Origin of the sequence: Sphingomonas kaistensis, assembly GCF_036884275.1 — a bacterium.
GTDB classification, from domain to species: Bacteria; Pseudomonadota; Alphaproteobacteria; order Sphingomonadales; family Sphingomonadaceae; genus Sphingomicrobium; species Sphingomicrobium kaistense_A.
On sequence record NZ_CP145607.1, the window covers coordinates 67,499 to 80,744 of the forward strand.

Annotated in this window: 15 protein-coding genes; 8 read left to right on the forward strand and 7 right to left on the reverse strand. The window is 58.8% G+C overall.

Annotation, left to right across the window (positions count from 1 at the left end; translation table 11 throughout):
• The first annotated feature begins 72 nt into the window (after positions 1-72).
• Positions 73-903 (forward strand): DUF3034 family protein, encoded by an 831-nt coding sequence (locus V6R86_RS00260; protein WP_338501079.1) that lies wholly within the window; start codon positions 73-75, stop codon positions 901-903.
• Complete coding sequence (locus V6R86_RS00265) at positions 903-1,373, forward strand: group 1 truncated hemoglobin (RefSeq protein ID WP_338501080.1); 471 nt, start codon at positions 903-905, stop codon at positions 1,371-1,373. Before V6R86_RS00260 ends, V6R86_RS00265 begins: the two co-directional genes overlap by 1 nt.
• A 54-nt stretch (positions 1,374-1,427) precedes the next feature.
• On the opposite strand, the gene V6R86_RS00270 is transcribed toward V6R86_RS00265, so the two are convergent.
• From V6R86_RS00270 to V6R86_RS00280, 3 genes are all read right to left on the reverse strand, one after another.
• Positions 1,428-1,733: a hypothetical protein gene (locus tag V6R86_RS00270; RefSeq protein WP_338501082.1), complete on the reverse strand. Its 306-nt coding sequence runs from the start codon at positions 1,731-1,733 to the stop codon at positions 1,428-1,430.
• A gap of 265 nt (positions 1,734-1,998) precedes the next feature.
• Complete coding sequence (locus tag V6R86_RS00275) at positions 1,999-2,649, reverse strand: RNA methyltransferase (protein ID WP_338501083.1); 651 nt, start codon at positions 2,647-2,649, stop codon at positions 1,999-2,001.
• Between the two features lie 109 nt (positions 2,650-2,758).
• Complete coding sequence (locus V6R86_RS00280) at positions 2,759-3,277, reverse strand: GNAT family N-acetyltransferase (RefSeq protein ID WP_338501084.1); 519 nt, start codon at positions 3,275-3,277, stop codon at positions 2,759-2,761.
• Positions 3,278-3,353: 76 nt separating this feature from the next.
• Between V6R86_RS00280 and V6R86_RS13825 the strand changes: the two genes are divergently transcribed.
• Complete coding sequence (locus V6R86_RS13825) at positions 3,354-3,731, forward strand: YunG family protein (protein ID WP_425335968.1); 378 nt, start codon at positions 3,354-3,356, stop codon at positions 3,729-3,731.
• On the opposite strand, the gene V6R86_RS00285 is transcribed toward V6R86_RS13825, so the two are convergent.
• Positions 3,728-4,378, reverse strand: a complete 651-nt coding sequence (locus V6R86_RS00285) for a DUF4304 domain-containing protein (RefSeq protein ID WP_338501085.1) — start codon at positions 4,376-4,378, stop codon at positions 3,728-3,730. The two genes, V6R86_RS13825 and V6R86_RS00285, sit on opposite strands and share 4 nt — an antisense overlap.
• 447 nt (positions 4,379-4,825) lie before the next feature.
• On the reverse strand, positions 4,826-5,449 hold the full coding sequence (locus tag V6R86_RS00290; RefSeq protein WP_338501086.1) for a tyrosine-type recombinase/integrase: 624 nt from the start codon (positions 5,447-5,449) through the stop codon (positions 4,826-4,828).
• 534 nt (positions 5,450-5,983) lie between these two features.
• On the opposite strand from V6R86_RS00290, the gene V6R86_RS00295 reads away from it, so the two are divergent.
• The 3 genes from V6R86_RS00295 to V6R86_RS00305 are packed head-to-tail and all read left to right on the forward strand — an operon-like array spanning position 5,984 to position 6,983.
• Positions 5,984-6,325, forward strand: coding sequence for a hypothetical protein (locus V6R86_RS00295; protein ID WP_338501087.1), 342 nt, complete (start codon positions 5,984-5,986; stop codon positions 6,323-6,325).
• A complete protein-coding gene (locus V6R86_RS00300) occupies positions 6,322-6,669 on the forward strand; it encodes a hypothetical protein (protein WP_338501088.1) in 348 nt (115 codons plus the stop codon). Before V6R86_RS00295 ends, V6R86_RS00300 begins: the two co-directional genes overlap by 4 nt.
• The gene (locus tag V6R86_RS00305; protein WP_338501089.1) at positions 6,666-6,983 is read left to right on the forward strand and encodes a hypothetical protein; all 318 of its coding nucleotides are present in this window, start codon (positions 6,666-6,668) and stop codon (positions 6,981-6,983) included. Before V6R86_RS00300 ends, V6R86_RS00305 begins: the two co-directional genes overlap by 4 nt.
• A 634-nt stretch (positions 6,984-7,617) precedes the next feature.
• Here the strand turns inward: V6R86_RS00305 and V6R86_RS00310 are convergent.
• Together V6R86_RS00310 and V6R86_RS00315 are read right to left on the reverse strand one after the other, a co-directional pair.
• The gene (locus V6R86_RS00310) at positions 7,618-8,067 is read right to left on the reverse strand and encodes a hypothetical protein (protein WP_338501090.1); all 450 of its coding nucleotides are present in this window, start codon (positions 8,065-8,067) and stop codon (positions 7,618-7,620) included.
• 122 nt (positions 8,068-8,189) lie between these two features.
• On the reverse strand, positions 8,190-8,474 hold the full coding sequence (locus V6R86_RS00315; protein ID WP_338501091.1) for a hypothetical protein: 285 nt from the start codon (positions 8,472-8,474) through the stop codon (positions 8,190-8,192).
• Positions 8,475-8,980: 506 nt separating this feature from the next.
• Between V6R86_RS00315 and V6R86_RS00320 the strand changes: the two genes are divergently transcribed.
• Positions 8,981-10,732, forward strand: coding sequence for a recombinase family protein (locus V6R86_RS00320; RefSeq protein WP_338501092.1), 1,752 nt, complete (start codon positions 8,981-8,983; stop codon positions 10,730-10,732).
• Positions 10,733-10,900: 168 nt separating this feature from the next.
• The gene (locus V6R86_RS00325; protein ID WP_338501094.1) at positions 10,901-12,682 is read left to right on the forward strand and encodes an acyltransferase family protein; all 1,782 of its coding nucleotides are present in this window, start codon (positions 10,901-10,903) and stop codon (positions 12,680-12,682) included.
• The last annotated feature ends 564 nt before the right edge of the window (positions 12,683-13,246 follow it).

Below are 13,246 nucleotides of genomic sequence, written 5' to 3' on the forward strand. Positions count from 1 at the left end.
TACCGATTCCTAACTGGGTCACGGCTATTTTGTCCCGATATGACAAAGTGGCTTTTCGCTTTTGCGACTTTGATGTTCGCGCCGCCCGCCCTGGCCAGTGACCTTCGCCACGGCGGGAAGTTGCTGCTGACCGACGGGATGACCTCGGTCGAAGGCTCGTCCGGCGGCGGGCTTGCCACCTGGGCGCTGATTGGCGGCCGTGCCACCGATGCCGGTATTGGCGGCGGCGCGCACTCGACCCTCGTCCGCACCGGCCGCTTTACCCTAGCAGGCGCCGGCGCCAAGATCGGCCTGCTCGACCGGATCGAGCTGTCCTACACGCGCCAGATCTTCGACACTCGCTCGGCCGGCGCTGCCCTGGGCCTCGGTCGCGGCTTCAAGCTTGGCCAGCACGTGTTCGGGGCCAAGGTGAAGCTGATCGGCGATGCAATCTACGATCAACCGTGGCTGCCGCAGATCGCGGTCGGCGTGCAGCACAAGCGCGCCAACAAGGATGAGCTGCTGCGCGCGCTCGGCGCTCGCAAGACCGCTGGAACCGACCTCTACATATCGGCGACCAAGCTTCAGCTCGACACCGGCATCCTGATCGGCGGCACCGCGCGAGTGACCAGGGCCAATCAGTTCGGCCTGCTTGGGTTCGGCGGCGATCGCAACGGCGACCACTCCATCCAGTTCGAAGGCTCGGTCGGCAAGCTCGTCACCCGCAAGTTGCTGGTCGGCGCCGAACTTCGCACCAAGCCCGACAACCTCGGCTTCGCGGAGGAGGAGGACGCCTTTGACGTCTTCGCGGCTTACGCGATCCACCGCAACGTCGGTCTCACGGCCGGTTATGCCGACCTTGGCAGCATAGCCACTTTCGCCAAGCAGCGCGGGCTCTACCTGTCGCTACAAGGAGCCTTTTGATGATTCTTGCCGCAGTGTCGCTTGCCCTCCAGCCGATGGCCACGCAGGCCGGCGAAGAGCCCGTCGATCCCTATGCAGTCAGCAACGTCAACGCAGGGGCTGGGGCGGCCAACGATCCGCGCCTGCTTGCCGCCTGGAACGGCAAGGCCGGGATAGACCGGGTGGTAGATCGTTTCGTCGACCGCAACTTTGCTGATCCGCGGATTAGCGACATCTTCAAGAACCACGACCAAGTTCGGCTGCGGCGCACGCTCAAGGAGCAGTTCTGCTTCCTGCTCGGCGGCGGTTGCAACTACACCGGCCGAGACATGCGCAGCTCGCATAAAAATCTCGGTATTGAGAATGCCGACATGAACGCTCTTGTCGAAAACTTGCAGATTGCGATGGGCGGGGAAGGCGTGCCTTTCTGGGCCCAGAATCGCTTACTCGCTAAGGTCGCTCCGATGCGCCGCGATGTAGTTGAGCGGTGAAGTGCCCTAAAGTGGCTATGTCCGCAATCGACCCACTGCGGACATTCGCCTTGCTCATTCAGTCGAGTATCTTCTCAATAGCTTGAAGTCCGTTGACGCGTTGGAAACCTCAATCCGCCTGAGCGCGCGTCCAGTGAAGCCAAGGTGCAATTTGGCAGCTGATGGTGTGTATCGCATCAGGACCAGCTCGAAGCCGCGATTAGTGCACACCGCGTAGTCACCTTGGAAAGGTCCGTAAAAGGCGATCTCTTCAGAAATCTTCTCGGCATCAGCATCGGCGAGATCCCTGTCGTTGATAAGGATCTCAAATTTTCGCTCTTTCGAAACGGAATAGTCCCACCTTTGCTTAAAAGTCATCACGTCTGAGCTGCACGTGTAGGAACTTGTCTTGGACCCTTTCTGAGCAGGTGGTGGCGGCGGGATGGCGATTGCCGAAGTATTCATTGCGAGCAAGGTGAGAGACAGAGCGGCAGCGCGCTTCCAACCCCTATTGCGCCTCATTTCTTGCTGCTCCGGTACAGGATGAAGGTCCAAATGACCCTAGTTCCGGCGTTGTCCGCTTTCCACCCGTTCCGGACATCCCGACGAATGTCTGCTTTCGACCCATTGCGGACATTCGCTGAAGCTATCGCTCCGAGGTCATCAGTGTTGGCAAGGGTTCGGTCCGCTCGCCTCGACGATCCCGCAAACGGTATCGGCTGGCGTAGTCACGCCTCTGCTTGGTCACCTCATACAAGACGATGCCCGAACTGGTCGCGAGATTGAGGCTCTCGATCATCCCGAACATCGGAATGCTGATGCACGTCTCGCTATGTTCGATGGCCAAGTCGCTCAGTCCTCTCGACTCATTGCCGAACCACACTGCCAGCTTCGCGTGTTCGGCGAAGTCGGCTTCGTGAAGGAACTTGTTGGTCCTGCCCTTCACGTGTGGCGAGGTGGCGACGGAGACGAACTTGTTTTTGGCGAGATGCGCGAGACATTCCTCAGTGCTGTCAAACCTCTTCACGAACGTCCACTTGACGGCGGAGACTGATAACTTGGACAGCTTCGGCTCGCTGCGTAGGTTCTGCCAATCGTCAGAGAGAACCTTGCGCGGGTCCACCACGTAGACCTTCTCCGCACCCAACGCATTCACGTTTCGGATGATAGTGCCGATATTGCGCGGGTTCTCCGGCTCCTCGATCACGACAATCAAGTTCTTGCAGCGGAAAGCCTTGATCTCGTCAGCCCGCACTCGTGCGGGCCGCTTAGCTTTCACCGATTCATCCGAAGCCACATAGTTCTCCTCGGGTTCGACATAACTCCGAAATGAGGAGCAAGCCACGCGTCAAGGAACGTCCGCTTTCCACCCACTGCGGACACGAAGCGTCACGGCTGTATTGGGCTCAGGTCTTCCGTGGCACGCGCCTCATCATGATGACTCTTTCGACCTCGAAGCCGCGTCTCTCAAAAAAACGGTGAGCGCCCGAGTTTGCTTCCCAATGATCTAATCCAATTTCGGTGATGCCGCGTTCTCGGGCGTGCTGATAGGCCCAGTTAAGAAGCGCCGTAGCCACTCCTTGTTCTCGAGCCTGGTGCTCTACCACTAAATGGTGGACGTAGAGGCGAGCGAACGCATTGGTGAAAGGTGACGCAGGTCGCACCTGTTCTTCCACCCAGATATAGCCAGTCGCGCCTTGAGCAGTCTCGCAAATCCCGAAGACATTTTCCGTAAGCTGCAAAATCCTGGAAAGATAGGCCTCTACCTTCTCCACCTCTGGCGAAGCTTGGAAGCGATCGGGGTATAGCGTCACGTGCAGTGTCTGAACTGCTGCGTTTAAGCGAGCCAAGATAGGAGCATCGGTCACAAGTGCTCGACGCACGCGAGGAATGCCGATTTGCTCCAAGGCGGTCCCGTCGGTCATAGATCATAGCTTATTCTAGGGTGTTTCCGCTTTCCACCCATTGCTGACGTTCAGTGTCCGTGAGATGTTCGGCAACATGGAGAGTGTTATTGCCCTTGAAAAGCGATTGAGAACCGCCTGGTCGAGTAGGACAGCCTCAACTTGGACAGAGAAGAATCCGGCACGTGGGCAATGCAGCGTCACCTCACTTGTTGTTCAAGATCTGCTCGGAGGCAGTATTCTTAAGACTAGGGTTGGTCTGCAATGGCACTTTTACAATTCGGTCGGCGGTAGGCGCCTTGACCTGACGGCGAGCCAATTCAAAGAGGCGATCGTCTATGACGATCTCCCCGGATCGCGCGATGAAGCTCTAAGTGACACCTCGATCGAGCAGTATGAGGCACTCAGAAGTGGGCTGGAGCTGCCGACATGGGCAACTTGGCGATGTCCGCTTCCCACCCATTGCGGACATTAGAAGAGGTGCCTCGTCAACGGCGGTAGACGCAGTGCTTCACGCTGGCGCTCGATTGATGACATGACTTCTCCTCGCAAGCAGGTTGGGCCGCTCAGAAGCTGCATCATCCGCTCGGCTGCTGAGTGGAGTAAGGAACCGGTGGGCGCTCGACTGTCGAGGATGGCGGTGAACGATCTCCTTGCTTCCTCGGTTCTACCGGTGAGCGCCGCCGCCACACCCGCGTTGTAGTCGCTCCAGCCGGGGTGCATGTGCTGCTGCCCGCCATCTGCTTGCGCCGTCTCCAGCAAAACGTCGGCAGCTTTGCTCAAGGTAGCGAACAACTCGGCCAGCCGCTGAGCTTCAACCGCTGCGCTTTTAACGAGCTGGGCGGCAGCGCGTGTGAACTGGTCATCCGTCGCGTATTCGACATGCTCCATGATCCGCCCGCCGAAGTCGAGGCTCAGCGAGCCAATCTTCGACCAAAGCCAGTGAGCGGCGACATTGAGATAGCTGCCCTTGCTCCACGCGCTTGGTTGAAACTCAACGATGGTCAGCCACCAGCCGTGATCGGCAATCCATGTGCGAGATCGACCCTTTCGCTTAAAACCGAGCGGCTCAAGCGCTGCTTTGGCAGCATCAGCGATTATCCTGTCGTGTGTTCCCGGCATGTGCCCTCCAGCCCAGAGCCTACGCAGACCGAATGTCCCCTTTCCACCCATTGCGGACATCATGGTTGCCGCTGCTCACCTTCGAACAAAGATACGATCGCTGGATCTCGTCGGGTGCCTAGAGCCAGGTAGATGGCGTTCGCAGCAGCGTTAACCGCCGACCAGCGATCATGGAGGCGCTCGCAGCCCAAGCCTTCCCAGAAGCTCTTGAATGGCCACAGAGGCAGGACACTGTCGGCGCCTCGGTGTCTCAGCCATGCGAGAGCAAGGGCCAGCCCTCGAGTGCGGCGGACAGGACCAAGGTGGGAGGCAGCAGCTGCCTCCTCGATAGCTTCCAAGGCTAGTTTGCGTAGGTGGTCCTCATCGATTCGCTGCATGAGATCTGAAGAACGTATAGGGAACGATCAAGCAAGCCTGACATCGTCCTCAAAGCCAGCCATCGCCTGGCTACAGCTCTAGAGCCTCTGACAACTCCAGCGCATCATCGACCTCAACCCCGAGGTATCTGACCGTGCTTTCCAGCTTCGTGTGGCCTAGCAGCAGCTGGCAGGCACGGAGATTGCCGGTCTTCTTGTAGAGCAAGGACACCTTGGTTCGCCTCATGCTGTGGGTGCCATAGGCACTCGGATCCAGATCGATAAGCGTAATCCAGCGGTCAACAAGCCGAGCATACTGCCGAGTGCTCAGGTGAGCTCCTTGCTTCTTCCTGCTTGGGAACAGCCAGTCGCCAGGTCCGAGGCCCTTCCGCTCTATCCAGCCGGCGACCGACCTACGGGTCTGTTCGGTAACTTCGAACTGCACGGGCCGCCCGGTCTTGCGCTGCAGGATCATGACGCGCGATCGGACCCCGGAGGCGGAGACAAGGTCCGAGACCTTCAATGCCACCAGATCACAGCCTCGCAGCTTGCTGTCGAGCGCAAGGTCAAACAGCGCGAGGTCTCTTGCCCTAAGAGCAACCTGAAGTCGGATGCGAATGCCCCAGACATATACCGGCTTGAGCGCCAGCTTCGCGCCAGTCGTCCTTGCGCCGGCGCGGGGCCGCCACGGCACTTGTGAGTGAATGTCGAGCATTTAAGCCTCCAGCGATTGCTGAAGAGCTACGGTCTAGACGACCTCAGTGTCCGCAATGGGTGGAAAGCCGACATGGGCCACGACGACCAACTTCGGCTTGCAGGCGCTGCTCAGCGGATCATGAGATAAACGACGCCCAAGATTACGAATGGCGCCAAGGTGGCAGCGGCTCTGGTCACGCGACCGCTGCGAGCCGCAGTCTTTCGCCCGGCAATCGCCTGCACGAGAGCCTCAAGCAGAACCGCCATTCTACCCTCCAATTGTCGAGCCAATTCACCGAGGATTGGGAAACGTCCGAAGGTACGCAATGGGTAGCGAGCATCATCAACCGGCATTGTTACGGCCCCCGACCGCAATGTGCCGTTGGTCGAAACAGTCGGCTCATCTGTCAGCCGCCACTGGTCGGCAATGTTGCTCCCGCTACACATCCGCTTACTCGCCGAAGGAGCAGGGCATGGTTCGTGGTGGCTTTCTCGACGCTGAGAACTCGGAGACGGGCCGTAGCGATTGCGACGGCCTGTTTGGAGCGGCACGATGATGGCCGGCTATCGCTCGGATCCTGGCGCGTTTGCGACTCCGGCGGAGCGGCGCTTCGCCTTCGCGGCCGTCGCTATCGCGCTGCTGACGGCGTTCCTGGCTCTTCTCGACGCGGGCGTCTTTCCTTCGCTGAGCGCCTGGCAAGACAAGTTCACCACTGTCGGACCCCTCCTGTGGATCTTCGCCGGAATCATGTGGCTGCGGGCCGGGCAGCCGCAGCCCGACGATCGCCTTAGGCCCCGCGCAGCCCGTCGCTGGGCGATCGGGTATACCATCCTCGGCTTTGTCATTACTCCTCTCCCACTTGTCAGCGACCTGCTGCTGGAGATCGCGCGATGAGTTACCGCACCTCCACCTACGATCCGCAGGCGTCGACGCTGGGCCCGCCAGCGCGCCCCTATAATCGGACGCAATGGTTCGGCGTTTTCCTCGACATCGTGGGCACCGTCGTCATCGGTCTTTACTGGGCCGGACGGCTTGGCTGGATCGAGCCCGTGCTTGGCAGCCCGGCCGCCGGTTTCCTGCTGCTTGGTGCGGGCGCGATCCTCGTCCACTCGCGCCGCGGACCCGGCCGCGTGATGACGAGCGCCGAGCAACGGCAGGGTCTATGGTGGCTATTCGGCAGCTTGTTCGTCGGCGGGCTCATCGTTGCCGTGATCGTCCTTATCGGCGGCGTCTCGTGACCTCCTGGCAGCCCTCGCGCCGCCACCGCGCCCTCGCCACGGTCCTGGCGCTCGCCTTGGCCTTTGGCGGAGCTGCGCTGACCCTTTGGCTCGGCGTTGCCGGAAGCCGAGCCTTCGGCGATATCGCTGGCCGCGACGGCGTTCAGATCAGCCCCATCTCGGGCCTGCTGCTGGTCGTCGCGTCGCTGCTCCTCATGTTGGCTCGTCAGCAGGAGGCAAAGAGGAAGGGTGCCGCCCCAGTTCTCAAGCTTTTCGCCGTCGCCCTGGCCCTGACCAGTCTAGTGTTCCTGGCTCTGCCTTTCTTCGTCGGCTGACCTGCACTTCCGCTTTCGCGGACACTCTTCAGCATGTTGTAGAGGGCCCGCCGTGCGAATGTCCGCCATGGGTGGATAGCGGACGCTAGATCTGCCCTTCTCCCGCCTGCGGGAGAAGGTGGCCCGAAGGGCCGGATGAGGGGTGCGGCACAGGGCGCCGTGCGACCGCGTTGCGGTCGCACCCTCACCCTCCCACCGCTGTGCGGCGGGGCCCTCCCTCTCCCGCAGGCGGGAGAGGGCTCGAACGTCCGCTATGGGTCGGAAGCAGACCCTACGTCAGGCGCTCAGCGCGGCAATGCGGCAATCAGAAGAGCCAACGGCAGAACAGGGGAGAAAAGCCAGAACCACCGCCGCGCTGGGGTTAGCTCAGGATTGCGGCCCCGCGCTGCTCCGAACAAGCAGAGAGGCGGAAGTGCTACTGCTGCCAGCAAGACGACGAGAGCGCCGAGACCCCCAAAGCCCAACAACAACAAGCCTGTCGCGCTTCCAAAGACAGCAAGAGCAGAGAAACAGAACGCTGGAAGCGCAAGCGCAATCAAAAGATTGGAAGCGACTCTCGTTGGTGCGAGCGACATAGGAGAAGGTATCGGCCAAACGCGAGATGTCCGCAATGGGTGGAAAGCGGACATTAGCCTCAGAAGGGTGCGGGCACTTTGTATGTCATGGACACTTGTTCGATGTCGCCGTTGAAGCCCAGAACCACCTCTATGTCCCAGTATAGCTGACCCAGTCCCTTTGGTGCGTAGGCAAGTTTAAAAGGCTGCCAAAGACGATTGTCGGTGCGGACTCTTTCTATCTTCCAAACTTTGTCGAAGGGCACCGCTAAGAAAGCTTCGCGCGGTGAGATCCTTGCAGCTTCAGACGAGGCAACCGAGCCAGCCAAGAGTTCAAAGGTTAGGACTTCGCCTGCCGCTAATCGCCTCTGCGCGTCCTTTACTCTGGCGAGTAGTGAATCCGCCTCGGGCGTCCCTAAGCCACTTAGCTGGCGAGTGGCCGGAGGAGCAATTACGGGCGTGCGCTGCGCATTGCCCTCAGTGCAGTGGGCAGACATCAACACGAAGACCAGGAGATGCAGCGGGCGCATAGCTCTCTTCTCGACCATCTGCTGAACGTCCGCAATGGGTCGAACGCGGACATTCGCTCGGAACGTCCGCTTTGGGTGGAAAGCGGACATTCCCGTAAGGTCTGCATGAAGTAGAGCGCGCATCAAGTCGCAGTGCGACTCTCCATTCTTTCGCGGCTCAAGCTATAGCCAATAAGCGCCATCAGCGCCCACGGCAGCGCAAAGGGTAACGCAAATACAATCGCAATTACGATTGATGTGGGGCTTACCCAGTCAGCCCAAGCAATCGTGTATGAAATGACTGGTAACACGCCCCATAACGTAATTGCGAATCGTCGCCAGCGGCGCGCCGGCAAGTAGCCAATAATGAAGGCTCCGAACCCAACACATAGCGCAGCAGCTACCACTTCGATGATCATATCGGACAAGGGTACGCTCGCAATCTCACTGTCCGCAATGGGTCGGACTTAGACATTCGGGCTTGATGTCCGCAATGGGTGGAAAACGGACACAACGCGCCGCAGGCCAGAACGCTGATATCCGGTGCCATTGAGGTCAGATCGTCAGCGCTTGCCCCCGCCAGCGAGCCGTGCAACCAATGCAGCTGGCGGCCCGGCGTGCCGATGAGAACCGGGTCGCCATCCCTTCATGGTGGCGAAGAAGCTAGTAGCTTTTCAGCGGGTCAGGAGCCGGGGAACGCTTGGCAAGCGCTCAACCCGGCTCACTCCCAACTGCCCTGCGGCTTACCGAGCGGGAGCGGCGCCGATTTACGGCAGGGCGACGTTGTCTGCAATGTTCTCGATGTCGGATACCGATCCATTTTTGACAGATCGCAGTCTCAACTGTCCATCAGCGAGAAGGTCTGGACCGGAAGCCACCCTTATCGCTCTTCGTCGAACTAGGTTAAAAGGAGCGGCAATCGAGGGAGGCCTCAATGCCCAGTCATACCGAGACGATGAAGGCGGTCCGCTGCGCGATTTACACTCGCAAGAGCACCGAGAGCCCGACCGGGCAGGAGATGACCTCACTAGCAGGGCAGCGAGCAGTCTGCGCCGCCTATATCAAGTGTCAGGCGCACAAAGGATGGGTAGAACTTTCGCAAAATTACGATGATGAAGGCTTCTCCGGGGGCAATCTGGAGCGGCCTGCACTTCACAGGCTACTTACCGACGCCCGGGAGGGGCGCATTGACGCAATAGTCTTTTATAAGATTGACCGTCTTACCCGTTCCTTGGCCGATTTCGTTCGTCTTATGGACGCCTTTCAGCACTTCGAAATCTCATTCGTTAGCGTTACGCAGTCCTTCGATACCTCAGACAGCATGGGCCGCATGGTCCTCAACATCCTCCTAACTTTCGCACAGTTTGAGCGCGAAATGATGGGGGATCGCATCCGCGACAAGAAGAACACGATGCGGAGAAGCGGGCTCTATATCGGTGGCATGGCACCGCTCGGGTATCTTTCGAAGAAAGGTCGGCTTGAGATCATCCCGAAGGAAGCAGAATTAGTCCGCGCCGCCTTCGACCGGTTTGACGACTACCCGAGCGTCAGTAGCTTACTGAGGGCCCTCGATGACGAAGGCAAAGGAAGGCTCGTTTCGAGCTTTCGCTTTAAGACAAGACGGCGGAATGGCCTCTGGTATGGTGGCTCGGCGCAGAAAATGTTTCGCAACCCAATCTACGCTGGCTATCAATATGTTGAAGGCGAGTTGGTAAAAGCGGATCACGAAGCGTACATCTCGCTTGAACGATGGCAGCACTTCCAGACCGTGCTCGCCATGCGCACGAAGAAAAGCGGGAAGGTCGATCCCAGCATACATCTGCTAGCGGGCCTCATCTTTGATGAGACTGACCGCATTCTCGCCCCTCGAATGCGCGGGACGAAGCGATGGCCTCAACGCTATTACGAAAGCGTCAGCAGGCAGTTGCGAAAGGGGCAGCGAGTCGACCGTGTGCGGATTCGTGGGGAGGAAATCGAGCGGGTTGTGACCGCAGCTCTGGTTGCTTTTCTGCGGGATTGCGAAAAGCTACGCACGGCAGTTTGCCGCGCCTACGCTGATCCGCAATTGGCCTACGACATGCAACGCAACGGCCCACTTGCTGCTGAAAGGATTCTCGCAGCCAAAGGCATCGAACTCCGCAAGAAATTTGAAGGTCTCGTCAGCCGCGTGGAAGTGGCGAAGTCCGAGGTGCGGATCTGGATCAGCCTGCGCGTGCTTGACGCCTATCTTCGCTGGAACGGTATTGGCGTGTTTCATTCGATGCCTGAGATTTCTCGCTCCGAAGAAGACCTCTACCTACTTCGCGCTGACGCTAACTTGGGACCGCATCGAGTCAAGCTAAAGCTTCCTTTCGAGCACCAGCCCGGAGAGCACCTTAATATACGGCTTGTCGACTTGTTGAGGAAAGCCGCCAACGCAGATGTCGATTTCTTGGCCGATCCAGCACGTGATCTCGACAGACACGCCGCAAACTACAAACTGACGCCGAGCAAATTTTCCAGGTTGCTACGTCTTAATTATTTGGCGCCTGACATCAAATCCGCGATTCTCGATGGCCGGCAGCCTCCAGACCTTACCGAGCGTAAGCTGCTCTATTCACCATTGCCGGCTGATTGGCATCAGCAGCGCGCCATACTCGGATTCCCGTCACCCAGGCCGGACCGCACCTACCAATCGGTGCGCTAAGGTACGCGCGATCCTTCGCTAGTCTTCCACAACAGGAGCTGAGCGGATTTTCCACGAATGTCCGCAATGGGTGGAAAGCGAACATCTACTTCGCACGTGTAGCAGCTGACCATCGCAGATGCTTCATTGGCAACTTGAAATGTATCTGCGCTAAAAGTAGCGAGAAGCGTGCAAACCAAAGCCTACGAGCCGCACATCGACGGCCTCCGCGCTGTTGCAGTTGGTGCAGTTCTCCTCTTCCATGCTAGAGTTCCTGGCTTCGCGGGCGGTTTTGTTGGCGTCGATGTATTTTTCGTAATCTCGGGCTATCTAATCACCGGCATCATATCCCGAGAGATCTCGGAGGGTTCCTTTTCGATCCTCGCGTTCTACGAAAGGCGAGCTCGCCGGATCATACCAGCGCTTTTCACCGTACTTACGGCCACCCTTGCCGTCGGCGCCGTGGTGCTCGTACCGCACGAACTGACCGCTCTGGCTCAGTCCACTTTCGCCACTCTCAGCTTCGCGTCGAATATCTGGTTCTGGCGAACCATCGATTACTTCTCAGGTGACCAACACTTCCTACTCCATACTTGGTCCCTTGGCGTGGAAGAGCAGTTTTACATCTTCTTCCCACTCGCTCTCGCCTTTTTTGCTCGGGCCAACCGTGTCGCGGTCGGCCTTGCTGCGCTTTTCTGTGCTTCGCTCGCGCTCTCAGTTGTTCTCACGCCCAGAATGCCCGCCGCTTCATTCTACTTGCTGCCAACGCGTGGTTGGGAGCTGTTGATTGGCGCAATGTTGGCTCGCGGACGGCTCACCGCGCCGCCTTGGATAGGATGGGCAGGCTTGGGCGCGATCCTGGCTGCAACGAGCCTGTTTGATGCCTCAACGCGTTTTCCGGGATGGGCCGCGTTGCTTCCGACTCTCGGTGCGGCAAGTTTCATAGCGGCACGTAACTCATCGGCAGCCAGGCTTTTGTCACTCCGCCCGGTCGTCGGCCTCGGGCCCGTCTCATACTCTCTCTACCTATGGCATTGGCCTGCATTGCTATTCAGCAGACAGGCTGGCTTGGATGGTCCAGCCTGGGGCATGGTGGCGCTGTTGGCATCACTCGTGCTTGCGGTGCTCTCTTGGCGTTTCATCGAAGGTCCCTTCCGCGAGCGCCGCGCAATGCCGACAGAAAGACTGGTCAAGCTTACAGCGGCTGGGCTGATGGCAGTCAGCCTTTTGGGGGCGGTGAGCCTAAGTGGCCTCCCGTCCCGTTACTCCTCGGAGGCTCTACAGTTTGCAGAAGGCTCTACTGATAAGCCTTGGAGCTCGATCCGCTGCGAGCAAACACCGTGCGTAGTGGGGCATGGTGCGCCTCGCTACGCGCTGTGGGGAGACAGCCATGCCGGCGCACTAGGGGAAGCTGTGAGCCTTGGAGCAGGTGGTTCAGGGCGCATTATCGCGTTCAACGCTTGCCCTCCTGTGTTCGCGTTCTCGCCCACTAATCTCAAGGGGCGCGATCTGAACGAGTGCATGGAACGGAACGCCGGCTTAGCTACCGAGCGCGCACCAGTAATTATTCTGGCTGCATATTGGCCATCATATCTCGAACAGCCTGGCTTTTCGGAGAAGTTTAAGACGACAGTCCAAATGTTGGTTCGCTCGGGGAAAAAGGTAGTAGTAATCGTCGGTCCAGGCAGCGCAGACCGGGATCTACCCTCGAACTTGACGCAGCAGCTGCGGTGGACCGGTGGTTTCGACAAACACTTTGCCCGCAAAGTGCCCCCTGCCACATTTTTAGATTTGATCAGCACGAGTGGAGCTAAGGTGGTCGATATCGGTGAGATCATCTGCCCAGAGGATCTTTGCCCGACCACGATCAATGGTCGTCCGCTCTATTTCGACAGCCATCACATCAGCGGCAACACCGGCCGATACCTTGGCCCACTCCTCGCAGCGCCGTTGGCGTCTGCCTCGCGCTAGTTTGGATTGTTCAAGCAATGTCTGATTAGGGTCGAAAGCAGACATCGAGAAAGCCGATTTACGACTGCGGATCGCTCGAGATACAGCCCTGCCGTGGGCCAGTATGAAGCCATTGACCCGACCCTTTCAGACTGGGCGGTGAAGCGCAGCATCCGTTGGTATTCCGAGTATCAAGATACTGACGTTAGGACCTTCTACCTCAACCCGGAGCGGAAAGACCGGATACAGGTTTCCGTTGATGCCCCCGAGAATGAGCGGACAGTGGTTCGGGTCGGGCAGCTACAACGGGGACTATCGCGGCTTAGCAGGAGGAAAGACTTCCCAACGACTATCGCTGAACTCTCTTCGACCCTCGACCGAGCTTTAGAGGCAGCAAACGAATGGCTCCGCGAAGGCGAACACCAAGCCTAATCCTAACGTCCGCGATGGGTTGGAAGCCGATAATCCGGTAAGGGTGGAAAGCGGATTTTGCGGCTATGAAGGACGGATTTCCGTTCTGAGTCTCAATGCTTCAGCAGGCAAGATAATGCGTACTCGCATTCAATCCTGCCAACACACCCGCCG